The sequence below is a fragment of the Streptomyces sp. NPDC003327 genome (assembly GCF_053589515.1).
Genome location: NZ_JBSFSA010000066.1, coordinates 1 through 24,152, shown reverse-complemented (window position 1 = coordinate 24,152; position 24,152 = coordinate 1). Strand labels below are relative to the sequence as shown.

General features: G+C 72.1%; 20 protein-coding genes. 7 read left to right on the top strand and 13 right to left on the bottom strand.

Features of this window, described 5'->3' with window-relative positions; all coding sequences use genetic code 11:
• Positions 1-99: 99 nt before the first annotated feature.
• The 3 genes from ACWDVG_RS30000 to thyX all read right to left on the bottom strand — a co-directional run bounded on the left by ACWDVG_RS30000 (position 100) and on the right by thyX (position 3,745).
• Complete coding sequence (locus ACWDVG_RS30000; protein ID WP_451703829.1) at positions 100-1,785, bottom strand: ribonuclease J; 1,686 nt, start codon at positions 1,783-1,785, stop codon at positions 100-102.
• 141 nt (positions 1,786-1,926) lie between these two features.
• Positions 1,927-2,826 (bottom strand): 4-hydroxy-tetrahydrodipicolinate synthase, encoded by a 900-nt coding sequence (dapA, locus tag ACWDVG_RS29995; RefSeq protein WP_451703828.1) that lies wholly within the window; start codon positions 2,824-2,826, stop codon positions 1,927-1,929.
• Positions 2,827-3,004: 178 nt separating this feature from the next.
• Positions 3,005-3,745 (bottom strand): FAD-dependent thymidylate synthase, encoded by a 741-nt coding sequence (gene thyX / locus ACWDVG_RS29990; RefSeq protein WP_451703826.1) that lies wholly within the window; start codon positions 3,743-3,745, stop codon positions 3,005-3,007.
• 179 nt (positions 3,746-3,924) lie between these two features.
• Here thyX and ACWDVG_RS29985 point away from each other — a divergent pair, with 179 nt between their 5' ends.
• Positions 3,925-4,161, top strand: coding sequence for a hypothetical protein (locus tag ACWDVG_RS29985; protein ID WP_451703825.1), 237 nt, complete (start codon positions 3,925-3,927; stop codon positions 4,159-4,161).
• A 54-nt stretch (positions 4,162-4,215) separates the two neighbouring features.
• Entirely contained in the window at positions 4,216-4,776 is a 561-nt protein-coding gene (locus tag ACWDVG_RS29980) for a hypothetical protein (protein WP_451703824.1), read from the top strand.
• On the opposite strand, the gene ACWDVG_RS29975 is transcribed toward ACWDVG_RS29980, so the two are convergent.
• The 6 genes from ACWDVG_RS29975 to eccD all read right to left on the bottom strand — a co-directional run bounded on the left by ACWDVG_RS29975 (position 4,766) and on the right by eccD (position 11,847).
• Positions 4,766-5,218, bottom strand: coding sequence for a hypothetical protein (locus ACWDVG_RS29975; protein WP_451703822.1), 453 nt, complete (start codon positions 5,216-5,218; stop codon positions 4,766-4,768). The two genes, ACWDVG_RS29980 and ACWDVG_RS29975, sit on opposite strands and share 11 nt — an antisense overlap.
• 4 nt (positions 5,219-5,222) lie before the next feature.
• Entirely contained in the window at positions 5,223-5,975 is a 753-nt protein-coding gene (dapB, locus tag ACWDVG_RS29970) for a 4-hydroxy-tetrahydrodipicolinate reductase (protein WP_451703820.1), read from the bottom strand.
• A 25-nt stretch (positions 5,976-6,000) separates the two neighbouring features.
• Positions 6,001-7,380: a M16 family metallopeptidase gene (locus tag ACWDVG_RS29965; RefSeq protein WP_451703818.1), complete on the bottom strand. Its 1,380-nt coding sequence runs from the start codon at positions 7,378-7,380 to the stop codon at positions 6,001-6,003.
• Complete coding sequence (locus ACWDVG_RS29960) at positions 7,377-9,587, bottom strand: polyribonucleotide nucleotidyltransferase (RefSeq protein WP_451703817.1); 2,211 nt, start codon at positions 9,585-9,587, stop codon at positions 7,377-7,379. Before ACWDVG_RS29960 ends, ACWDVG_RS29965 begins: the two co-directional genes overlap by 4 nt.
• A 279-nt stretch (positions 9,588-9,866) precedes the next feature.
• On the bottom strand, positions 9,867-10,157 hold the full coding sequence (rpsO, locus tag ACWDVG_RS29955; RefSeq protein ID WP_015036567.1) for a 30S ribosomal protein S15: 291 nt from the start codon (positions 10,155-10,157) through the stop codon (positions 9,867-9,869).
• A gap of 211 nt (positions 10,158-10,368) precedes the next feature.
• On the bottom strand, positions 10,369-11,847 hold the full coding sequence (eccD, locus tag ACWDVG_RS29950; protein WP_451703815.1) for a type VII secretion integral membrane protein EccD: 1,479 nt from the start codon (positions 11,845-11,847) through the stop codon (positions 10,369-10,371).
• Between the two features lie 183 nt (positions 11,848-12,030).
• Between eccD and eccCa the strand changes: the two genes are divergently transcribed.
• On the top strand, positions 12,031-15,984 hold the full coding sequence (gene eccCa / locus ACWDVG_RS29945; RefSeq protein WP_451703814.1) for a type VII secretion protein EccCa: 3,954 nt from the start codon (positions 12,031-12,033) through the stop codon (positions 15,982-15,984).
• Between the two features lie 63 nt (positions 15,985-16,047).
• On the top strand, positions 16,048-16,353 hold the full coding sequence (locus ACWDVG_RS29940; protein WP_451703812.1) for a DUF397 domain-containing protein: 306 nt from the start codon (positions 16,048-16,050) through the stop codon (positions 16,351-16,353).
• A 95-nt stretch (positions 16,354-16,448) separates the two neighbouring features.
• Here ACWDVG_RS29940 and ACWDVG_RS29935 read toward each other — a convergent pair whose 3' ends face one another.
• The 4 genes from ACWDVG_RS29935 to eccB form a co-directional block, all read right to left on the bottom strand.
• Positions 16,449-16,736, bottom strand: coding sequence for a WXG100 family type VII secretion target (locus tag ACWDVG_RS29935; protein ID WP_451703811.1), 288 nt, complete (start codon positions 16,734-16,736; stop codon positions 16,449-16,451).
• Positions 16,737-16,789: 53 nt separating this feature from the next.
• Complete coding sequence (locus ACWDVG_RS29930; protein ID WP_451703809.1) at positions 16,790-17,140, bottom strand: WXG100 family type VII secretion target; 351 nt, start codon at positions 17,138-17,140, stop codon at positions 16,790-16,792.
• A gap of 181 nt (positions 17,141-17,321) precedes the next feature.
• On the bottom strand, positions 17,322-18,458 hold the full coding sequence (gene mycP, locus ACWDVG_RS29925) for a type VII secretion-associated serine protease mycosin (RefSeq protein ID WP_451703831.1): 1,137 nt from the start codon (positions 18,456-18,458) through the stop codon (positions 17,322-17,324).
• Between the two features lie 192 nt (positions 18,459-18,650).
• Positions 18,651-20,201 carry a type VII secretion protein EccB gene (gene eccB, locus ACWDVG_RS29920; protein WP_451703807.1) on the bottom strand — a complete coding sequence of 517 codons (1,551 nt, stop codon included), beginning with the start codon at positions 20,199-20,201 and terminating at the stop codon, positions 18,651-18,653.
• Between the two features lie 189 nt (positions 20,202-20,390).
• Between eccB and eccE the strand changes: the two genes are divergently transcribed.
• The 3 genes from eccE to ACWDVG_RS29905 form a co-directional block, all read left to right on the top strand.
• Positions 20,391-21,719 (top strand): type VII secretion protein EccE, encoded by a 1,329-nt coding sequence (gene eccE / locus ACWDVG_RS29915; protein WP_451703805.1) that lies wholly within the window; start codon positions 20,391-20,393, stop codon positions 21,717-21,719.
• A 77-nt stretch (positions 21,720-21,796) separates the two neighbouring features.
• A complete protein-coding gene (locus ACWDVG_RS29910; RefSeq protein ID WP_451703830.1) occupies positions 21,797-22,672 on the top strand; it encodes a hypothetical protein in 876 nt (291 codons plus the stop codon).
• 228 nt (positions 22,673-22,900) lie between these two features.
• On the top strand, positions 22,901-24,152 hold a 1,252-nt coding region (locus ACWDVG_RS29905; RefSeq protein WP_451703803.1), incomplete at its 3' end, for an SCO5717 family growth-regulating ATPase.

The window sequence follows — 24,152 nt, the reverse complement described above, 5'->3', positions numbered from 1 at the left end:
CCTGTCCTGGCCCGCCTGGCAGGCGCTGGGCGCCGCGGACCGGGTCCTCTGCCCCGACGAGCACCCCCCGCTCCGGAGTTGCGCTGGTCAGACGGGGCGTCAGACCTCGACGACGACCGGGAGGATCATCGGACGGCGGCGGTAGGTGTCGGAAACCCACTTGCCGACGGTGCGGCGGATCAGCTGCTGGAGCTGGTGGGGTTCGACGACACCGTCCTGGGCCGAGCGGTTCAGGGCCTGGTCGATCTTCGGGAGGACCGCGTCGAAGGCGGCGTCCTCGATGCCCGAGCCGCGGGCGTGGATGTGCGGGCCGCCCACGATCTTGCCGGTCGTGGAGTCGACCACGAGGAAGACCGAGATGATGCCCTCTTCGCCGAGGATGCGGCGGTCCTTGAGCGAGGTCTCGGTGACGTCGCCGACGGAGAGGCCGTCCACGTACACGTACCCCGCCTGGACCTTGCCCGTGATGCGGGCGCGGCCGTCGACCAGGTCGACGACGACGCCGTCCTCGGCGATGACGATGTGGTCCTTCGGGATGCCCGTCATCGCGCCGAGCTCGGCGTTGGCGCGCAGGTGGCGCCACTCGCCGTGGACCGGCATGAGGTTCTTCGGACGGCAGATGTTGTAGAAGTACAGCAGCTCGCCGGCCGAGGCGTGGCCCGAGACGTGGACCTTGGCGTTGCCCTTGTGGACCACGTTCGCGCCCCAGCGGGTCAGGCCGTTGATCACGCGGTAGACCGCGTTCTCGTTGCCCGGGATCAGGGACGACGCGAGGATCACGGTGTCGCCGGGGACGATCCGGATCTGGTGGTCGCGGTTGGCCATGCGGGACAGGGCCGCCATCGGCTCGCCCTGGGAACCCGTACAGACGAGCACGACCTCGTCGTCCGGCAGGTCGTCCAGGGTCTTCACGTCGACGACCAGGCCGGCCGGGACCCGGAGGTAACCGAGGTCGCGGGCGATGCCCATGTTGCGGACCATCGAGCGGCCGACGAAGGCGACCCGGCGGCCGTACTCGTGGGCGGCGTCGAGGATCTGCTGGATGCGGTGCACGTGGCTGGCGAAGCTGGCCACGATGATGCGCTTCGGGGCGTTGGCGAAGACGTTCCGCAGGACGTTGGAGATGTCCTTCTCCGGCGGGACGAAGCCGGGGACCTCGGCGTTCGTGGAGTCGGACAGCAGGAGGTCGATGCCCTCCTCGCTGAGCCGCGCGAACGCGTGGAGGTCGGTCAGCCGGCCGTCCATCGGGAGCTGGTCCATCTTGAAGTCGCCGGTGGCGACGGCCATGCCCGCGGGGGTGCGGATGGCGACGGCCAGGGCGTCCGGGATGGAGTGGTTGACCGCGACGAACTCGCAGTCGAAGGGGCCGAGGTTCTCGCGGTCGCCCTCCTTCACCTCGAGGGTGTAGGGGCGGATGCGGTGCTCCTGGAGCTTCGCCTCGATCAGGGCGAGGGTCAGCTTGGAACCGATGAGCGGGATGTCCGGCTTCATGCGGAGCAGGTACGGGACGGCGCCGATGTGGTCCTCGTGGCCGTGCGTGAGCACGATGCCCTCGATCTGGTCCAGCCGGTCACGGATGATCGTGAAGTCCGGCAGGATCAGGTCGACGCCGGGCTGCTCCTCCTCGGGGAAGAGGACGCCGCAGTCGACGATGAGCAGACGGCCGTCGAACTCGAAGACGGTCATGTTGCGGCCGATCTCACCGAGACCGCCGAGGGGGATGACGCGCAGGGCGCCCTTCGGCAGCTTGGGCGGGGCGCCGAGTTCAGGATGCGGATGGCTCAAAAGACTCTCCTCACCACGCGCGCCACGTACCGGTTCGGCACGTGGCGCGCATGACAATCGTGCACTTGCTGTTGTCGGTGTTCGTTTGCGTTCTTCTGTTGTCGTCGAGCAGTTGTCGATGTTCAGTTGTGAAGTCCGTTGTCAGAGTTCTACCCCGCCGGCGGCCAGGTCGACCTTGAGCTGTTCGGTCTCCTGGGCGGAGAGCTCCACGAGCGGGAGGCGCAGCGGGCCGGCCGGGAGGCCCTGGAGGGCGAGGGCGGCCTTGGTGGTCATGACGCCCTGAGTGCGGAACATGCCCGTGTAGACGGGGAGCAGCTTCTGGTGGATCTCCGTGGCCTTCTGGACCTCGCCGCCCAGGTGGGCGTCGAGCAGGGCGCGGAGGTCGGGGGTCACGACGTGGCCGACGACCGAGACGAAGCCGCAGGCGCCGACGGAGAGCAGCGGCAGGTTGAGCATGTCGTCGCCGGAGTACCAGGCGAGGCCGGAGCGGGCGATGGCCCAGCTGGCGCGGCCGAGGTCGCCCTTGGCGTCCTTGTTGGCCACGATGCGGGGGTGCTCGGCCAGGCGGACGATCGTCTCGGTGTCGATCGGGACGCCGCTGCGGCCGGGGATGTCGTACAGCATGACGGGGAGGCCGGTGGAGTCGGCGACGGCCGAGAAGTGCCGGTACAGGCCCTCCTGCGGGGGCTTGCTGTAGTACGGCGTGACGGCGAGGAGGCCGTGGGCGCCGTCGCGCTCGGCGGCGCGGGCGAGCGCGACGGAGTGGTGGGTGTCGTTGGTGCCGATGCCGGCGACGACGTGGGCGCGGTCTCCGACCGCCTCCAGGACCGCGCGTACCAGCTCCGATTTCTCCGCGTCGCTGGTGGTGGGGGACTCACCGGTGGTGCCGTTGATGACGAGGCCGTCGTTGCCTGCGTCCACCAGGTGGGTGGCGAGTCGCTGGGCACCGTCGAGGTCGAGTGCGCCGTCCGCCGTGAAGGGCGTGACCATGGCGGTGAGGACCCGCCCGAAGGGGGTCTGCGGAGTGGAGATCGGAGCCATGGGTAACACGCTACTCGCTGCTCAGCGCCGGGTGTCCCCTCGGGGGACGTGAGAAAGGGAGCCCGGCACTGCCTGCTCGGGGGTTCAAGCAGTGCCGGGTCCGTTTGATCAGCCTAGATGAACTTCGTGAAACGTCGCAATACGGACACTTCGCACGAGTGTTGGAACATCTGTGCGACTACGGGGCCACTCGGCCGTTCTTGTTGAAGGCGGCGTGGGTCAGCGGCATCAGCCGGGCCCAGTGCTCCTCCATCTTCTCGCCGACCATCTCGATCTCCCGCTGCGGGAACGACGGCACGGCGGCCAGCTCGTGCTGGGTGCGCAGACCGAGGAAGTGCATGAGCGAGCGCGCGTTGCAGGTGGCGTACATCGAGGAGTACAGACCCACCGGCAGGACCGCGCGGGCGACCTCGCGGGCGACGCCCGCGGCCAGCATCTCCTGGTACGTCTCGTACGCCCGGCGGTACGAGTCCTCCATGGCGCCGCCGACGAGCCGGTGCTGCTCCTCGGTGCCCTCGACGAAGACGTACTTGCCCGGGCGGCCCTCCTGGACCAGCTTGCGGGAGGCGTCCGGCACGTAGAAGACCGGCTGGAGCTCCCTGTAGCGGCCCGACTCCTCGTTGTAGGACCAGCCCACCCGGTGCCGCATGAACTCGCGGAAGACGAAGATCGGGGCGCTGATGAAGAACGTCATCGAGTTGTGCTCGAAGGGGCTGCCGTGGCGGTCCCGCATCAGGTAGTTGATCAGGCCCTTCGAGCGCTCCGGGTCCTTCTGGAGCTCGTCGAGGGACTGCTCCCCCGCCGTGGAGACGCGGGCCGCCCAGAGGACGTCGGAGTCGGCCGCGGCGCTCTTGACCAGGTCGACGGTGACGTCGCTCCGAAGGTCGATCTTCACGGGCTCGGTGGGGGTGTCGGTCACCAGGGGTACCTTCCAGTCGCCATTCGCAGTCGCCCACTCTAACGACGTCCGTCTCGATGAGGAGTCGCCTCCCCCTGGAGGAGGAGATTGCGCCTCTTCGGTGAAAAACGGCACCAAAGGAGCGGTTCGATCGTCTGGACAGATGAGCAGCACGACGACGACCGAGGAGAGTGGATCTGATGTTCCGGCGGGCAGAGGCCGTACCGTTCGCGTTCGTCGCGGAGGGGGACCACTTCCGCAGTAACGTCACTCCACCGCCCCGGGAGCGTCTCAGCGCCTCGCAGATCATCGGCCGTACCCTGATCGGGCTGACCGTCGTGGCCGGCCTCGTCGGGTCGCTGGTCTTCGGGATGCCCTCCCTGGAGTCGGGTGACTCCGCCGTTCGGCAGCAGTCCGAAGCCTCCGACAACCGCTGAGGTAGCCTCACCGGGCACTGCCCCTTCGAGCGTGCTGACGAGTGAGGACCTGTCGTGCCCCTGCCCTTTCTGACGGCCGACCGTGCTTTCGACACGAACGACGACATCGCGCTGCCGTTCGACGACCACGATCAGTGGCGGCGTCCGTACCGTCCGGGGCCCTGGCGGGTCGGGGCGGCGGCGCTCGCCCTGCTCCTGGCCTCGTTCGTCCTGCTGGCCGCGGTGATCATCGCCGCCGCCGGAGCCGTCGGCGGGGCGGGCGTCACCTTCACCCTCGCCGTACTCATCATCCTGGCCGCCCTGCGCATGCTGCGCGTCGGTGTGTGGGTGAGCCGCGCCGGGGTGCGCCGGGTCGGCTTCCTCCGCACTACCACCACGCCCTGGACCAAGGTGGCGTCCGTGCGCACCGCGCAGCAGCCGGTGCGCTGGCTGGGGCTCCCCCGCACCGTCCAGGGGCAGGCGCTCGTGCTCGACCGCCAGGCCGGCGAGCAGCTGCTGCTGCTCACCGACCACAGCGCCGACTTCCTCTCCCGGGTCGAGGCCTTCGACCGGGCGGCCGACACCGTCGAGGCGTGGAACGCCGAGTACGGCACGGCCCCCGCCGCTATGCGCTGACCGACCGACCCTCGTGAAGGGCGATGGCCCGCTGCATGGCCTTGCGGGCCCGCGGGGTGTCCCGGGCGTCGTGGTAGGCCACGGCCAGCCGGAACCAGCAGCGCCAGTCGTCCGGCGCGTCCTCCGTCTCGGCCTTGCGCCGGGCGAAGACCTCGTCGGCCGAGTCGCGGTCGATGCGGCCGCCCTGGGTGCGCTTCAGCTCGTCGACGGGCAGGCCGCCCTCGGCCTCCAGCTCCGCGGCCAGGCGGTTCGCCCGGCGTGCGAAGCGGGTGTTCTTCCACAGGAACCAGCCGCCGACCAGCGGCAGCAGGAACGCCACCGCGCCCATGCCCATCGCCGCGGGCTCGCCGGTCAGGAGCAGCAGGACGCCCTCCATGGCCACCACGCCGAAGACGAGGACGAGGACGGTGGCCAGGAAGACGTACGTGATCTTTCCGCCCACGGTCTCAGCCCAGGTCCAGGAAGTGCTCCAGGCCGAAGGTGAGGCCCGGTGCGGTGGTCACGCGGCGGGCGCCCAGGAGGATGCCCGGCATGAAGCTGGAGTGGTGGAGCGAGTCGTGGCGGACGGTGAGGGTCTCGCCCTCGCCGCCGAGCAGCACCTCCTGGTGGGCCAGGAGGCCCCGGAGCCGTACGGCGTGGACGGGGACGCCGTCCACGTCGGCGCCGCGCGCGCCGTCGAGGGCGGTGGCCGTGGCGTCGGGCTGCGGGGCGCAGCCTGCCTTCGACCGGGCCTCGGCGATGAGCTGAGCGGTGCGGGTGGCCGTGCCGGAGGGGGCGTCCACCTTGTTCGGGTGGTGCAGTTCGACGACCTCGACCGACTCGAAGTACGGGGCGGCGATCTGCGCGAACTTCATCGTGAGGACCGCGCCGATGGAGAAGTTCGGGGCGATCAGGACGCCGGTCTCCGGGGAGGCCGCGAGCCAGGTGTGCAGCCGCGCGAGGCGGTCCTCGGTCCAGCCGGTGGTGCCGACGACCGCGTGGATGCCGTGGCCGACGCAGAAGTCGAGGTTGGCCATGACCGAGTCGGGGGTGGTCAGCTCGACGACGACCTGGGCCCCCGCCTCGGTGAGGGCCTCCAGCCGGTCGCCGCGGCTCAGGGCCGCGACCAGTTCCATGTCCTCGGCGGCCTCGACGGCCTTGACCGCCTCGGAGCCGATGCGGCCCCGGGCACCGAGGACCGCCACGCGCAGCTTGCTCATTGGTCTTCTTCCTTAGGGGTGGAGGTCAGGAGACCGCTCGGTGGAGACGGTCGGCCTGCTTGTCCTTCAGCGGGCCTATCACCGCCAGCGAGGGCCGCTGTTCCAGGACGTCACGGGCGACGGCCCGGACGTCGTCCGGGGTGACGGCCGCGATCCGGCCGAGCATGTCGTCGACCGACATCTGCGAGCCCCAGCAGAGCTCGCTCTTGCCGATGCGGTTCATCAGGGCGCCGGTGTCCTCGAGGCCGAGGACGGTGGAGCCCGACAGCTGGCCGACGGCCCGCCTGATCTCCTCGTCGGTGAGGCCGTCGGACGCGACCTTGTCGAGTTCGTCGCGGCAGATCTTGAGCACGTCGTCGATCTGGCCGGTGCGGCACCCCGCGTACACGCCGAAGAGGCCGCAGTCGGCGAAGCCCGAGGTGTACGAGTACACGCTGTAGGCGAGGCCGCGCTTCTCCCGGACCTCCTGGAAGAGGCGGGAGGACATGCCGCCGCCGAGGGCGGTGTTCAGCACGCCCAGGGCCCAGCGCCGCTCGTCGGTCCGGGCGAGGCCCGGCATGCCGAGGACGATGTGCGCCTGCTCGGTCTTGCGGCCGAGGAGCTCGACGCGGCCCGCCGTGCGGATGGCGCGGCGGCCGTCGCGGGGGGCGACGGGGACGGCGTCGGCACGGGTGAGGGCGCCGGCCTTCTCGAAGGCGCGGCGGACCTGGCGTACGACCGTGGCGTGGTCGATGTTGCCGGCGGCCGCGACGACCAGGTGGGTGGGGTCGTAGTGCTTCTTGTAGAAGCGGGCGATCTGGCCGCGGGTGAGCGCGTTGATGGTGTCGACGGTGCCGAGGACCGGGCGGCCCAGCGGGGTGTCGCCGAACATCGTCTGCGCGAACAGGTCGTGGACCACGTCGCCGGGGTCGTCCTCGGTCATCGCGATCTCTTCGAGGATGACCCCGCGCTCGGCGTCCACGTCCTCTTCGAGGACGAGGGAGCCGGTCAGCATGTCGCAGACCACGTCGATGGCCAGCGGCAGATCGGTGTCGAGGACCCGGGCGTAGTAGCAGGTGTACTCCTTCGCCGTGAAGGCGTTCATCTCGCCGCCGACCGCGTCGAGCGCGGCGGAGATGTCGAGGGCGGACCGCCGGGCGGTGCCCTTGAAGAGGAGGTGCTCCAGGTAGTGGGTGGCGCCGTTGAGCGTCGGGGTCTCGTCCCGGGAGCCGACGTGCGCCCAGATGCCGAAGGTGGCGGAGCGCACCGAGGGGAGGGTCTCGGTGACGATGCGGAGGCCGCCGGGGAGGGTGGTGCGGCGGACGGTGCCGATGCCGTCCCTGCCCGGGAGAAGCGTTTGGGTACGGGCGACGGCCCGCCCCTCGGAGGAGGGGCGGGCCGTCGTCGCGGAACTGCGGGACGTCACTGGTCGGTGTCGTCCTTCGCCTCGTCCTCGCCCTCGATCACGGGGATGAGGGAGAGCTTGCCGCGCTGGTCGATCTCGGCGATCTCGACCTGGACCTTGGAGCCGATCGCGAGCACGTCCTCGACGTTCTCCACGCGCTTGCCACCGGCGAGCTTGCGGATCTGCGAGATGTGCAGCAGGCCGTCCTTGCCCGGGAGCAGGGAGACGAAGGCACCGAAGGTGGTCGTCTTCACGACCGTGCCCAGGTAGCGCTCGCCGACCTCCGGCATGGTCGGGTTGGCGATGCTGTTGATCGTGGCGCGGGCGGCCTCGGCCTGCGAGCCGACCTGGGCACCGATGTAGATGGTGCCGTCGTCCTCGATCGTGATCTCGGCGCCGGTGTCCTCCTGGATCTGGTTGATCATCTTGCCCTTGGGGCCGATGACCTCGCCGATCTTGTCCACGGGGATCTTGACGGTGATGATCCGCGGGGCGTTCGGGGACATCTCGTCCGGCGTGTCGATCGCTTCCATCATCACGTCGAGGATGTGGAGGCGGGCGTCGCGGGCCTGCTTGAGGGCCGCGGCCAGGACGGAGGCCGGGATGCCGTCCAGCTTGGTGTCGAGCTGGAGGGCGGTGACGAACTCCTTCGTACCGGCGACCTTGAAGTCCATGTCGCCGAAGGCGTCCTCCGCACCGAGGATGTCGGTGAGGGCGACGTAGTGCGTCTCGCCCTCGATCTCCTGGGAGATCAGGCCCATGGCGATGCCGGCGACGGGGGCCTTCAGCGGCACGCCGGCGTTCAGCAGCGACATGGTGGAGGCGCAGACCGAGCCCATGGACGTCGAGCCGTTGGAGCCGAGGGCCTCGGACACCTGGCGGATCGCGTAGGGGAACTCCTCGCGGGACGGCAGGACCGGCACGATGGCGCGCTCGGCGAGGGCGCCGTGGCCGATCTCGCGGCGCTTGGGCGAGCCCACGCGGCCGGTCTCGCCGACGGAGTACGGCGGGAAGTTGTAGTTGTGCATGTAGCGCTTGCGGGTCACCGGGGAGAGGGTGTCCAGCTGCTGCTCCATGCGGAGCATGTTGAGGGTGGTGACGCCCAGGATCTGGGTCTCGCCACGCTCGAACAGCGCCGAGCCGTGCACGCGCGGGATGGCCTCGACCTCGGCGGCCAGCGTACGGATGTCCGTGATGCCGCGGCCGTCGATGCGGACCTTGTCCTTGATGATGCGCTCGCGGACCAGCTTCTTGGTCAGCGCGCGGTAGGCACCGGCGATCTCCTTCTCGCGGCCCTCGAAGGCCGGGAGGAGCTTCTCGGCGGCGAGGTCCTTGATGCGGTCGAGCTCCGCCTCGCGCTCCTGCTTGCCGGCGATGGTGAGCGCCTGGGCGAGCTCGCTCTTGACGGCGGCGGAGAGCGCCTCCAGGACGTCGTCCTCGTAGTCGAGGAAGACCGGGAACTCGCCCTCGGGCTTGGCGGCCTTGGCGGCGAGGTCCGACTGGGCCTTGCAGAGGACCTTGATGAAGGGCTTCGCGGCCTCCAGACCGGCGGCGACGACCTCCTCGGTCGGCGCCTCGGCGCCACCCTTGACGAGCTCGATCGTCTTCTCGGTGGCCTCGGCCTCGACCATCATGATCGCGACGTCGCCGTCCTCGAGGACGCGACCGGCGACGACCATGTCGAAGACGGCGTCCTCGAGCTCGGTGTGCGTCGGGAACGCGACCCACTGGCCCTTGATCAGCGCGACACGGGTGCCGCCGATCGGGCCGGAGAAGGGCAGGCCGGCCAGCTGCGTGGAGCAGGAGGCGGCGTTGATGGCGACCACGTCGTAGAGGTGGTCGGGGTTGAGCGCCATGATCGTCTCGACGATCTGGATCTCGTTGCGCAGGCCCTTCTTGAAGGAGGGGCGCAGCGGGCGGTCGATCAGGCGGCAGGTGAGGATCGCGTCCTCGGAGGGGCGGCCCTCCCGGCGGAAGAAGGAGCCGGGGATCTTGCCGGCCGCGTACATCCGCTCCTCGACGTCGACCGTCAGGGGGAAGAAGTCGAGCTGGTCCTTGGGCCTCTTCGAGGCGGTGGTCGCCGAGAGGACCATCGTGTCGTCGTCGAGGTAGGCGACGGCGGAGCCGGCGGCCTGCTTGGCGAGGCGGCCGGTCTCGAAGCGGATGGTGCGGGTGCCGAAGGCGCCGTTGTCGATGACTGCCTCGGCGTAGTGGGTCTCGTTCTCCACTATGGGTTTCTCCTACGTGTTCGTCTTTGCGTCCGTCGGCCCGTGTGGCCGGGGACGGTGGCGACGAGGAAAGGGGAGGCGCCTAGGGTGCGGGCCGGTCTTCGATCGAAGCACCCGGGTACGTGTCCGGGGGCCACTACCGAGGACCGGCGGTGCGTGCCGGCGGCTCTCGCTCGTCGTATGGGGTTGTGCGACCAGACTAAGGTCCGGTGCGCACTTTGTGCACGTACGGCAAAGGGAGCGGCCCCCTGAAAGTGGGAACCGCTCCCTCATGGCGTCTTACTTGGCGCCGCCGGCCGCACCGCGGCGGATGCCGAGGCGGTCGACCAGCGTACGGAAGCGCTGGATGTCCTTCTTGGCCAGGTACTGCAGCAGGCGGCGGCGCTGGCCGACCAGGATCAGCAGACCACGGCGGGAGTGGTGGTCGTGCTTGTGCTGCTTGAGGTGCTCGGTCAGGTCCGAGATGCGACGGGACAGCATCGCGACCTGGACCTCGGGGGAGCCGGTGTCGCCCTCCTTGGTGCCGAACTCGGCCATGATCTGCTTCTTGACAGCGGCGTCGAGAGCCACGCGGATCTCCTCTTGGTGTTCACGCGCCCGCGAGTGCCCCTGGTCTTGGTCTCAGGGGAAGCTTCCGTGACTCGGCGGGCGAAGGTCCGATGGGCGCAGCTTCCAGGGCCTGGGAGGGCTTCCGGGAGCGCGTACACAAACGGCCGTCACACAGCGTACCAGTTCGGCGGAGCGCTCCGCGGCGGGGTTTTCCGCGGCGGCCGCCCAGGGGCTACTTGCTGGTGAGGGAGCGGACCGAGGAGTAGACGTCGAGGACCGCGAGGCAGAGCGGTACGAGGGAGAGCAGGACGAAGCCCTCGGTGAGGTCGAGGAGGCGGCCCCAGAAGGGGGAGAGGCCCTTCCTCGGGATGATCAGGCCGATGGCGGTGATGAGCGCGGCGCCTGCGGCGACGGCCGCGGTGAGCCAGATCGTACGGATGTCGAGGCCGCCGCGGTCCCCGTACATGAGGAGGTCCTTGACCAGGTCGGCCGGGGGGTTGAGGGACAGGCCGAGGACGAGCAGCGCGATGGCGGCGATGCCGGCGACGAGGACGCAGGCGACCTGCGAGGTGTAACGGAAGAGGCGGGCGCGCAGCAGCATCGCGAGGCCCGCGCCGAGGGCGAGGAGCTGGCCCCAGACGTTTCCGGCGAAGCCGAGGACGGCGGCGCAGCCGACGACCACGGCCGCGCAGCCGCCGACCAGGCCGAGGAGCATCTCGTGGCCGCGGCGGGCCTGGAGCGCGATGCGCTCGCCGTCGACGGGCCGGGCGTCCTCGCCGGCGGGCTGCTGCGGGTCGCCGAGGAACTCGTCGTCGGCGGCGCTGCGGGGGGAGGCGTAGCCGATGGGGAGGCGCGCGAAGCGGGCGGAGAGGCCGGGCAGGAAGGCGACGAGGCCGATGGCGACGGGCGCGCAGACGGCGGCGGTCTCGGTGGCGGTGGCCTCGGTGACGATCATGAGGAAGGTGGCGAGGGTGCCGACCGTGGCCAGGAAGGTGGCCGCGACGAAGGGGGCGTCGCCGCTCGGGGTGAGGGCGACGAGGGCCACCGAGGCGACGAGGACGGTGACGCAGCCGAGGAGGAACTGGAGCCGTCCCGGTCCCTGGCCGGCGTCGGCGGCGACGATGCCGGAGCCGGCGATGAGCAGCAGCGGCAGGGCGCCGAGGCCCAGGGCGACGGCGGTGGCGCGGTCGGCGTAGACGCGGGCCCGGACGCCGGCGAAGGCGGTGAGCAGGAGGCCGGCGGCGCCCGCGATGATGCCGGGCAGGCTGTGCATGTCGTGGCGGACCGGGTCGGCGAACCAGAGCACGAAGCCCATGAGGACGAGGAGCAGCACGCCGCCGACGAGTCCGGCGCCGCGCAGCAGGTCGTCGCTCCACAGGTGCCGGTCGCGGGTGACGGCGGAGGCGACGGCGTCGGAGACGTCGTCGTAGACGGCCGGCGGCAGCGACTGGGCGAAGGGGCGCAGGGAGAGCACCTCGCCGTCGAGGACCTGCTGGGCGACGAGGGTGCGGGCGCCGTCGAGGACGGAGCCGTCCCGCCGGACCAGGTGGTAGCCGGTGGGGGTGCCGGCCGGCTGCGTCTGGCCGGTGAGCCGCAGGATCTCCGGGTAGACGTCGGCGACGGCGATGTCCTCGGGGAGCGCGACGTCGATGCGGCTGTCCGGCGCCACGACGGTGACTCGGCAGAAGCCGGTCGCTGCGGTCGTACTCACGTGTGTGGACCCCCTGATTCGCGGTTGCGCACGATGCGCGCGCCACCCTACCGGGGACGGCCGGTGGGGGCTGCACGTAGGATCTCCGTCCCATGGGGGAAGTCCGCGCGGCCGGTCGCCGACGGGTCGACGGCGCGGCAGCTCCCGCCACGAGCCCGCCTCCAACGAGGGATTGATGCGCCGGTGAGCCAGATCGTCGTCAAACGCCCGCCGAGGTCCCTGCCTCCTGAAGTACCCAGTGAGGAACTGGTCCTCGAGTCTCCGCCGGAACTTCCGCGGGGGCAGCAGGAGTCGGCGCTGATGCAGCTCCTGCCGATGCTCGGCATGGGTTCGTCGGTGGTGTTCTTCTTCATGACGCCGTCTCCGATCATGCGGATCATGGGCGTGCTGATGCTGGCGTCGACGGTCGCGATGGCGATCGCCCAGTTCGTCAGATTCCGGCGCGGTACGCAGGGGCAAATGGCCGATGTCCGCCGCGACTACCTCAAATACCTCGCGCAGACCCGGCGTACGGTCCGGCGCACGGCGCGCAGGCAGCGCGACGCGCAGTTGTATCTGCACCCCGCCCCCGAGCAGTTGTGGTCGGTGGTGGCCGAGGGGTCGCGGCTGTGGGAACGGCGGGTCGGCGACCACGACTTCGGGCAGGCGCGCGTCGGGCTCGGGGCGCAGCAGCTGGCGACGCCGCTCGTGGCGCCCGACACGGCTCCGGTGGACGAGCTGGAGCCGCTGTGCGCGGGTGCGATGCAGCAGTTCCTCGCGGTGCACGGCACGCTCGACGGGCTGCCGATGGCGGTGTCGCTGCGGGCGTTCTACCACGTGACGGTGTCGGGCGAGCCGGAGTCGGCGCAGGCGGCGGCGCGCGCGCTCGTGGCGCAGCTGGTGACCCTGCACTCCCCCGACGACCTGCTGGTGGCCGTGGTGGCCTCGCGGCCGGCGCAGGAGCGGTGGGACTGGACGAAGTGGCTGCCGCACACGCAGGTGCCGGGTCAGGTGGACGGGGCCGGCACGAAGCGGCTGTTCGGCGACGACCTGGCGGAGCTGGAGCAGTTGATCCGCTCGAAGCTGGACGGGCGGCCCCGGTTCTCCCGGGAGAACCAGCCGGTCCTCGACCAGCCGCACGTGGTGGTCGTGCTGGACGGCGGCATGGTTCCGCCGGACTCGCTGCTCGCGGCGGCCGAGGGCCTGCAGGGCGTGACGATCGTGGAGGTGGTCTCCGGCGACCTCGACGAGCCGCGCGGTGGGCTCTCGGTGGTCGTACGGCCGGGGCGGCTGCGGCTGGAGTCGGGCGGCGGCTTCGCCTACGAGGGGCTGCCGGACGGGATCTCGCTGCCGGCGGCCGAGGCGCTGGCCCGGCAGCTGGCGCCGCTGCGCATGGGCGGCGGGGACGACGACGAGCCGCTGCTCGCCAACCTCGACTTCACGGACCTGCTGAACCTGGGGGACGCGGCGTCGGTGGACGTGGCGCGGACCTGGCGGCCGCGGACGGTGGCGGAGCGGCTGCGCGTGCCGATCGGTGTCGGCGAGGACGGGCAGCCGGTCATGCTGGACCTGAAGGAGGCCGCGCAGGAGGGCATGGGCCCGCACGGGCTGTGCGTGGGCGCGACGGGTTCCGGCAAGTCGGAGCTGCTGCGGACGCTGGTGCTCGGCCTCGCGGTCACGCACTCCTCGGAGACGCTGAACTTCGTCCTCGCGGACTTCAAGGGCGGCGCGACCTTCGCCGGGATGTCGCAGATGCCGCACGTGGCGGCGGTCATCACCAACCTGGCGGACGACCTGACGCTGGTCGACCGCATGGGCGACGCGATCCGCGGTGAGCTCCAGCGGCGGCAGGAGCTGCTGCGCTCGGCGGGCAACTACGCCAACATCCACGACTACGAGAAGGCGCGGGCGGCGGGTGCCCCGCTGGAGCCGCTGGCCTCGCTGGTCCTGGTCATCGACGAGTTCTCCGAGCTGCTGACGGCGAAGCCGGACTTCATCGACATGTTCATCCAGATCGGCCGCATCGGCCGGTCGCTCGGGGTGCACCTGCTGCTCGCCTCGCAGCGCCTGGAGGAGGGCAAGCTGCGGGGCCTCGACACGTACCTCTCGTACCGGATCGGTCTGCGGACGTTCTCGGCGGCGGAGTCGCGGACGGCGATCGGCGTGCCGGACGCCTACCACCTGCCGTCGGTGCCGGGCTCGGGCTATCTGAAGTTCGGTACGGACGAGATGACGCGGTTCAAGGCGGCGTACGTCTCCGGGACGTACCGGACGGGCGGGCCGCGGCTCGAGGTCGGGCAGCTGCCGGTGGAGCGGCGGACCGCGCTGTTCACGGCGGCGCCGGTGCCGGTGGTGTACGCGGCGCCGGATCCGGCGTACCTGACGGCGCGGCGCGCCGAGGAGGACGACGCGCTCGCGGACACGGTCCTCGACGTGATCGTGCGGCGCCTGGAGGGGCAGGGGGTGCCGGCGCACCAGGTGTGGCTGCCGCCGCTGGAGCAGGCGCCCTCGCTGGACCAGTTGCTTCCCGGGCTGGCGCCGACGGCGGACCGGGGGCTCACGGCGACGGAGTACACCCGGCAGGGCGGGCTCACGGTGCCGCTGGGGCTCATCGACAAGCCGTTCGAGCAGCGGCGCGAGGTGCTGTACCGGGACTTCTCGGGCGCGGCGGGCCACATGATGGTGATCGGCGGTCCGCAGTCGGGCAAGTCGACGCTGATGCGGACGCTGGTCTCCTCGTTCGCGCTCACCCACACCCCGGCCGAAGTGCAGTTCTACTGCCTGGACTTCGGTGGTGGCGGTCTGGCCTCGCTGGCGGAGCTGCCGCACGTCGGCGGGGTCGCGTCCCGGCTCGACCCGGAGCGGGTGCGGCGGACGGTGGCCGAGGTGCTCGGCGTGCTCAACCGGCGGGAGGAGTTCTTCCGCGCGCACGCGATCGACTCGATCGCGACCTACCGGCGCAAGCGCGCTGCGGGCGACCTGCCGGGCGAGGCGTGGGGCGACGTGTTCCTCGTCGTGGACGGCTGGGGCGGTTTCCGCAACGACTACGACCTGCTCGAACCGATCGTCTCCGACATCGCCTCGCGCGGTCTCGGCTACGGCATCCACGTGGTGATCACCGCCTCCCGGTACATGGAGGTGCGGGCCGCGCTGAAGGACCAGATCCTGGGCCGTCTCGAACTGCGGCTCGGTGACGTCATGGACTCGGAGTTCGACCGGAAGGTCGCGGCGAACGTGCCGACGGGGGTGCCGGGCCGCGGCCAGGTGCCGGAGAAGCTGCACTTCATGGGGGCGCTGCCGCGGATCGACGGGTCGAGCTCGGCGGGCGACCTGTCGGAGGGGACGGCGGCGTTCGTGGGGGCCGTGAAGGCGGCCTGGAAGGGGGCTCCGGCGCCCGCGGTGCGTCTGCTGCCGCGCAGGCTGCCGGCGGAGCAGCTGCCGAAGGGCTTCGAGTACCCGCAGCACGGCATCGCGATCGGGATCGACGAGACGAACCTGGAGCCGGTGTTCGTCGACTTCGAGACGGATCCGTTCTTCCTGGTCCTCGGCGAGAGCGAGTCGGGCAAGACGGCGCTGCTGCGGCTGATCGCCAAGCAGCTGTGCGAGCGGTACTCGCCGGAGCAGGCGCGGATCGTGGTCGGTGACTACCGGCGCACGATGCTGGAGGCGGTGGCGCCCTCGCACCTCCTGGAGTACGCGCCGATGGCCTCGGCCATGCAGATGCACATGGACGCCATCAACACGGTGATGACGAAGCGGGCGCCGAAGCCGGACATCACGCCGCAGCAGCTGCGTGACCGCAGCTGGTGGACGGGTCCGCAGCTGTTCGTGCTGATCGACGACTACGAGCTGGTGGCGACCAACTCGGGCAACCCGCTGTCGGTGCTGGTGGAGAACCTGCCGTTCGCGCGGGACGTGGGCATCCGGTTCGTCGTGGCGCGCAGCGCGGCCGGTGCCTCGCGGGCGATGTACGAGCCGTTCATGCAGCGGATGAAGGAGCTGGGCGCGCAGGGCGTGATCCTCTCCGGTGATCCGCAGGAGGGCGACATCCTGGGCAACGTCCGGGCGCGGCCGATGCCTCCGGGCCGGGGCACGTTCGTGTCGCGGAAGCGGGGCACGCCGCTGGTCCAGCTGGGCTGGCTGCCGGAACAGCACTGAGCGGAGCGGTCCCTCCCACTACTGTGGGAGGGACCGCCGTACCACCGCGAAGGGACCGCGCCGATGACCGACGCACACGCCAGCGACATCGCCACCGGAAGCGATCGCGAGAGCGCTCTGGCCGCCGAGAAGCAGCGCCAGAAGGACGAGCTGTACGCGCTCGACATCTCGGGCGTCGAGTGGGAGGGCGCGCCGGGGACGAGCCCGGACGAGGAGCGGGTGGAGATCGCCCGGCTGCCGGAGGGCGCGGTGGCGATGCGTTCGTCCCTCGACAAGGGGACGGTGCTGCGGTACACGAAGGCCGAGTGGGACGCGTTCGTCCTCGGCGCGCGGGACGGCGAGTTCGACCTGAAGCAGCCGGAGAAGTAGCCGGACCTCGACCGGGCAGCGCCGGGCAGCGGCCGGAGGTGCGTGAGGGGGTGGCCCGTCGGACGGGCCACCCCCTCACGCGTGCACGCCGGGTGTCACATGCGGAACCGGGCGGCGTTGCCGCGGTCGGTGTCCTGGTAGCCGACGACCGACTCGTCGAGGAGCATGGCGAGGCGCGCCAGGTCCTGGTTCATGCCGGCCATGTCGCGGGTGAGGCGGTCCTGGGTCTCGCGGTACGCGATCTTCGCCTCACCCTCCCACTCGGAGGCGACGCGGTTGACCTCGGCCATGAGGTCGTCGAGCTTCTGGGTGAGCGTGGTGGAGGTCAGGCGGGTGTCGGCCGCCGCCTGCGTCACGGTGTCGTAATTGACCGCAGTGGTCATGGTGTTGACTCCTGGGTTGAGAGTGGCGCGGTGGACTGGGGGAGCCGGAGGGCTCAGATGCCGAGGATGGCGCTCTGGTTGCCGGAGGCGCCGCCGGAGCCGCTCTCGTCCATCGTGCGGAAGGCCCGGATGCGGTCCTCTTCCTCACGCGTGAAGCCGTCGGCGCTCATGCGCATCATCTCTTCGAGCTTGACGAGTTCGTTGCGCATGTTGCGCAGCCGCTGGTTCAGGTCGTTCTGAACGCGGTCGTACTCCTTGCTCGCGGCGCCCTGCCAGCCCGCCTGGATGCGGTCCACCACGCCGTTGAGGGAGGTGATGCGAGCCTGGAGCTCGTCGTGGAAGTCCTGGATCCGGCCGGCGAGCCGAACTTGTTCGGCACTGGTGACGTTCAGGTCTTTCGACATCTTGCCCCTTCTTCCTGCGGTGGCGTCGACGGCCGGGCCGTCGGGCCATCCGGTCGTGATGCGGACGGGAATCTTCTGATGCCGCCCCCGTGCTGGGTTCGCACTGCCGTGCGCCCCGCGGTCACTTTAGCCATTGGTGGCGGCAGTTCCAACTGCAAAGGAGCCACCGCGTACTTGACGGTTACGTTGATCGCGGCACTCCCCTGCGGCGTCGGCTGTCGCGGATCACGACGGCGGTTCCGGCGACCACGGCCACCAGGACGCCGCCGATCCCCAACGCATAGGTGGCGAGCCGTTCGGAGCGCTCCTGGGGGGTCTCCGAGAGGGCGAGCCGGGCCGGTTCGGGAGCCGGCGGTCTGGGCGGGCCGGGGTCCGGCGTGGGCGAGGAGGGCGGGACGTCCGCCTCGTCCGGCAGGTCCGCGAGGGCGCGCACCGGGTCGACGACCCCCCAGCCGACGTAGTTGTCCCGTCCGTTGACGGAGCGGACGGCGGTCTGCTGGATGCGGGCGACGATCTGCGCGGCCGTCCACTTCGGGTACTTGGCGCGGAGCAGGGCTGCGACGCCGGCGACGTACGGCGCGGAGAAGCTGGTGCCGTTGTCGACGCACTGGCCGCCGCCGGGGACGGTGGAGACGATGTCGACGCCGGGGGCGGCGACGCCCACGAAGGTGCCGGCCTGGGAGAACGCGGCGCGTTCGTTGTTCCGGTCGGAGGAGGCGACGGCGAGGACACCGGGGAAGGCGGCCGGGTAGGTGTTCTTGAGCGTGCCGTCGATGCCGTCGTTGCCCGCGGAGGCGACCACGACGACGTTCGCCCGGAGTGCGCGGGCGACCGCGAGGCCCATGGGCGAGTCCGGCGCGAGGGCCTGCGTGGTGTCCTGCGAGATGTTGATGACGTCGGCGCCCTTGAGGACGGCCCAGTCGATCGCCTGGGCCATCGTGTCCGACTTGCCGCTGTTCTTCTCGTCGTTCTGGCGGATCGGGATGATGGTGGCCTCGGGCGCGAGGCCGACGAAGCCGGTGCCCTTGCGGGGGCGCGCGGCGATGATCCCGGCGACCTTGGTGCCGTGGCCGACCTCGTCGACGGTGCCGTCCGTCTTGCCGCGCAGCTCGTCGCCGTAGCCGGGGTTCTCCTTGTCGGGCTTCAGGTAGTCCTTGCCGGACTTGGCGTCGACGGCGTCGCTGAGCTGCGGGTTGATGTCGTCGACGCCGGTGTCGATGACGGCGACGCGGACGCCCTTGCCCTTGGTGTCCTGCCAGAGTTCGTCGAGGAGGACCCGCTGGAGCGGCCAGGGGATGCCCTCGATCTGCTTCTTCATCGGGAAGGTGCACTCGCCGCTGCCGTCGAGCGTCCAGGCGGGAGGTGTGCGCGGGCCGGGCGGCGCCGGGGGCGCGGCGGCCGCGGCGGGGGACGCCGGGGCGGCGAGCAGCGCGGTGAGGGTGCTCGCGGCGAGCAGGGCGCCCGCGCGGGAACGCGTGCGGTACGGAGGCGTCGTCACCGGTGCCTCCCCTCAGGAACCCTGCGGCTGGCGCGCGCTGTTGGTGTCGAGGCGCGGGCCCTTGGAGAGGAACTCCGACCACTCCAGCGGGACCGGCACCGGCATGACCTTCTCGTACCCGAGACGCTTCTGCGCGTCGCTGGGTTCCGGCTTGCCGTCGGTCTCCTCCCGCTGGTCGCCGGCGCCGATCTCGGAGCGCTCGGCGTCGCTGTCGCCGTTGGCCTGCACGGCGTACCGCAGTCCGGTGTCGGTGACGAGGAAGAGCGAACCGCCCGAGGCGCCGCGGCTGTTGCCCTGGATCTGGGTGTAGAGCAGGCCGCTGCCCGGGGTGACGTACGTGCTGGTGCCGCCGGCCGTGATGTCGGCGGGGTACGCGGTGCCGGCCCAGGTGCTGAGCGTGGTGCGGCCCTGCTCGTCGACGCCGGTGAGGACGTTGCACACGGTGTCCCGGGCGCCCGCGCCGCCGACGGCGTTGACCGGCTTGGACTGCCGCTGCGGCCAGCGCGCCTTCGCGTGGAAGACGGTGCCGTCCGGGACGAAGGAGGAGGCGTCGACGGTGCCGGGCCGACCGTCCATGTCGAGGACGCCGGTCTGCGGCGAGTTGATGAGCAGCCAGGCCGTGAACGCGGAGACCGGCTGGACCTTGCCGGGGAGCACGACGTAGTTCTGGGGGCCGGAGCCGGTCGGGGCCTGGAGGACCATGCCGACGCGGTTCTCGGTGCCGTTCAGTTCGTTGCCGGGGATGCCGGCGGGGGCGCCGACCTCGGCGTCGATGTGCGGGAAGTCGATCTCGTCACCGGTCTTGAGGGTGGCGAGCCAGTCGTCGGTGACGGGCTGGGGCTGCTTGTGGAGACCGACGAGGGCGGTGAGGAGGCCCGGGGAGTCGGCCTTGAGCGGGTACTTGGTGCCGGTGTGGTCGACGAGGAAGAGGGCGCCGCCCTTCTGGCCCTTGACGTAGAGGACCTCGCCGTCGTCGAGCCGCTCGCCGCCCTCGGTGCGCTCGAGGTCGCGCTGGGCGAAGAGGAAGGTCGCCTTCTGGACGCTGGCGCCCTTGCCGCCGCCGGGCTGTACGCACACGGCCCAGCGCTTGGGCGTGCCCGCGTCCTCGGGGGCGGGCAGGCGGTCCGGGGCGTAGGGGATGCCGAGGATCGGTCCGCGCGGCGGCGTGCCCTTGTCGAGCGTCTTGTCGTCGACCTGGACGACCTGGAACTGGTCGGGGTTGAGCAGCAGCCGGGCGGAGGCGAGGTTGAGGACGGGGTGGAGCAGGGTCTTCTTGTCGTCGCCCTTGCCGGTGGTCAGGACGACGTAACGGGTCGTCGACTGCTTGCCGACGATCACCCGGGTGCCGGGGGTGTCCCAGCCCTTGGGGGCCTGCGGGCTGAACATGCCCCAGGCGCCGAAGCCGGCGACGACGAGGGCGGAGACGACGAGGCCGGGGACGACCGCGCGCAGCGGTCTCGGCGCACCCTCTTCCGTGCCGGAGGGAGAGGGTTGGAGGAATGCCGCCACCGTGCGCTTCTTCGCAAAGGTGTACGCGTTGAGTTCGTCCCGCCGCGATGCCATGAGTCCCCATTCTCGTCAGGCCCGGCCGTCGCGCGGGTTCCGGGGTGTGCCCACCCGGGGCCCGGCGTTCGGACCGGCCCCCTACTATGCCTGCTGTCCCCGGGCACCTGCCGGGCGGGTAGGGTGATCCGGCCGCCAAAGCCCTGGCGGGCCAGGGTGATCGGGACGAATTGAGGGGGATTCTCCATCATGGCTTCCGCGACGCGGACGCGGCCCGCCGCGGCCAGGGGCGCCACGCCCCCTTCCACGGGAGGCGCGCCGACGGCCTCCCCAGCGGCTTCCTCCTCGGTCTCGCCGAGGCTCCAGGCGCGCCCCGGACACTTCGGTTCGTTCCGATTGCAACAGCTCGTACTGATCGAGGTGGCGGCCGCGCTGCTGGCCGTCGCCTGGGTCGTCGACCCGATGCTGCTCGTGCCGGCCGGCGTGGTCGCGGTCGTGCTCGTCCTGCTCGCCCTGGTGCGACGGCACAAGCGCTCGATGCCGGAGTGGCTCGGCACCTTCCTCGCGCTGCGGGCCCGTACCCGCCGGGCGGCCTCCTTCACCGTGCCGGAGGGCACCGAGCCGGGGCTCGCCCCCGTCGTGGAGTGCGACCCCGCGCTGCGCACGTACGCGTACAGCGACCGCGACCGGCGTCCGGTCGGGATGATCGGCGACGGCACCTTCCTCACCGCCGTCCTGCGGGTCGACGCCGACGACACGGCGCTGCGCCCGGACCGGGCGGCGCGGCCGCTGCCGGTCGGACTCGTCCGGGACGTGCTGACCGTGGACGGCATCCGGCTGGAGTCCGCGCAGATCGTCCAGCACACCCAGCCGGCGCCCGCGCCGCACCTGCCCGCGCAGTCGATGGCCGCGCGCAACTACGGGCCGCTTCAGGCGCAGACCGGCTCCCCCGCCGTCCGCATCACCTGGATCGCGCTCAAGCTCGACCCCGAACTCTGCCCGGAGGCGGTCGCCGCGCGCGGCGGCGGTCTGGCCGGTGCGCAGAAGTGCGTGGTGCGCGCCGCCGACCAGCTGGCGAGCCGGCTGGCGGGTGCCGGGTTCCGGGCGAGCGTGCTGACGGAGCAGGAGCTCACGTCGGCGCTCGCCACCTCGACGTGCGCGAGCCCGATGGCGATCGCGCAGGCGGGCCGCGGCCAGGCGCAGGGGCGGCGGACGCAGGAGACGGCGCGCACCTGGCGGGTCGACGACCGGCGGCACACGACGTACTGGGTGGGGCGCTGGCCCCAGTTGGGCGGGCGCGGGGGCGGCCCCGGGGCCTCGATGCCGCAGTTGGTGGCGCTGCTGACCTCGCTGCCCGCGCTCGCGACGACGTTCAGCCTGACGCTGAGCGGCGGGGACCGGCAGGAGGTGACGGTGACCGGACACGTGCGGATCACCGGGCGCAGCGACGAGGAGCTGGTGGCCGCGCGCCACGAGCTGGAGCGGGCGGCGCGGGGCGTGAAGACGGGGCTCGTACGACTCGACAGGGAACAGGTGCCGGGCATGCTGGCGACGCTGCCGCTGGGAGGTGCGCGCTGATGTCCGCACGCGCGCGGGGAACGCGGGGGAACGGCGTCGCCGGCGGCCAGGTGCCCTCCGGGCAGGGGCCTTCCGGTCTGGGATCGTCCGGCCAGGGGCCTTCCGGGCAGGGGTACGGGGGCGGTCCCTCCGCCACGGGCGGATCGGGGCCGTTCGGCGGCGCCTACCAGGGCGCGGGTGTCCCGGTCCCGGCCGGCGCCTCCGGCTCCCCCGCCGGCGGACGGCGTGCGCGGGGTACGGGGCGGGGCACGGGGCCCCGGTTCGGCTTCGGGCTCGTCGGGCCGCGCCGCGACCGCCACTCCGTACCGCTCGACCAACTCGACGCGCTGGCGCTGCCCGTGGGCGACGACGGCATGGTGATCGGCGTCGACGCCGAGGGCCGCCCGGCCGTCCTCGGCATCAACCGGCCCGTCCCGTACGACGTCACGCTCATCGGCGGCCTGTGGACCGCGCAGGTCCTCGCGCTGCGGGCCGCCGCGACCGGCGCCCGGATCGCCGTCGAGACCGGCCGGGCGCAGGCCTGGACGGCGCTCGCCCAGGCGGCGGGCGGCGGGCAGCCGTGCATCACGCTCCACGAGGTCGGCCGGGTGCCCCCGCAGGGCGCGTCGGCCGGCAGCCCCGTGGTCGTCGTCCGCGACTGCGGCATGCGGCCGCCGCGCGGCCGGGTGGTGTCGGCGCCCTGGCAGTCGGTGGTGACGCTGCTGCCCTACCTCAGCCCGGTGGCGCCCCGCCTCCTGGAGAAGTCCTCGCTCGTCGGCGTCCAGCGGGTCTCCCCCGACGAGGCCGCGCAGATCGGCCGGATCATGGGGCTGCCGCGCCAGGAGTACGAGACGCTGTCCACGCTCGCGGACGGGGTCACCCTCTGGTGCCGGCAGGGCGACCGGCAGTTCGTCATGACGCAGGGCACGGACGCGGAGACGGGCCTGCTCGGCGGCGCCCGCCGCATGGACTGACCACCCCGAACTCGTGCGCCTGTGTCCGCTTTTGACGCGCTTTGGGCGGGCGGGGTCCTCACTCTGCGGCACGGCCGGGTCACGGGGGGCCCGGACCCGCGCGCGGGGCACGGTACGACGGTGGGCGCGGAGGGCGGTCGGGCCTGCCGGAGCGGCGCCCGCGCCGTTTAGGGTGGAAGGGCCCCGCCCAGAACGACACACGGGTGCGCGACCACACCAGGAGGCAAAGTGAACGGCGATCGGGACGAGATCCACGGGGGTTGGAACCCGCCCGCGGACGATCAGTCCGACGCGGATCCCGCCGAGATGACGGGTGAGTTCACCATCGACTACACCCCGCCCGCCTGGTACACGCAGAACGCGTCGGGCGGTGCGTCCTCGGGCGGTGTCACTCCCCCGCCGCCGTCGGGGGCGCCGGTGGCGGTGCCCGGGCTGCCCGCGAACAGCGGCTTCGAGCCGAGCTGGGGGCCGACGCCGCCCCCGCCGGCTCCGGTGCCGGCTCAGGTGCCCGTGACCGGGGACGCGCCCGTGGCCGCGCCGGGGGCCCAGACGCCCTTCGGGCGCGGTGCCGTGGAGGGCGGCGCGACGATGCGGTTCTCGCCCGCGGCCCTGCAGCAGGAGGAGGACGAGCGCGCCGGCGCGGCGCAGGCCGGTGCCGCGCCCGCGGCGACGGAGACCGGCCAGGTGGGGGCGCTTCCCCTGCCGGGCGCGCCGACGTCCGAGGCGACGCCTTCGACGGCCGGGGGCGACGCCGAGGCGCCCGCCGCCGGAGCCGAGGCCGCCGAACCCGCGGCCGTGGCTCCGCACGCCGACGCCTCCGCCGAGAGCGCGGCCGAGGGTTCGACGCCCTCGGGCGCGGACGCGGCGGAGAACACCGCTCCGGTGGTGGCCGACGGCTCGACCGGTGCCGTCGACACTTCGACGGCCGATGCCTCCGGTTCCGCGGCCTCCGGTTCCGCGGCCTCCGACTCCGCGGCGCCCTCCGGCGGTTCGGGTGCGGGCGACGACACCGCCGCCGAACCGGCGAGCGAGCCTCTCCCCGCTGCCGCGTCGGCCGACGAGCCCTCCGCTCCCGGTGACACGACCGCCGACGCACCGTCCGACGAGTCCTCCGCGACCGCGGCCGGCGACGGCGCCCCTGCCGCCGGACCGTTCCCGGGTGCGACCGCCACCGACGCTCCGGCGGCTGCCGGGACGTTCCCGGGTGCCGCGCCCGCTTCACCGTTCCCCGGTGCTGCCGACGCTCCGGCGGCTCCCGGACCGTTCCCCGGTGCTGCCGCGCCGGCCGCCGGGCCGCTGCCCGGCACTTCCGACCCTTCCGGGGCCCCCGGCCCGATTCCCGGTGCCGCGCCCGCCGCCGGGCCGCTGCCGGCCGCCGCGCCCGGGGCGTACCCGGGTCGCCCGATGCACCCCAGCCGCGCGCCCGCGGGCGCGCGCCGCGGCCGGGGGGCGGGGCGCACTCGTGAGGAGTCGCCACCCG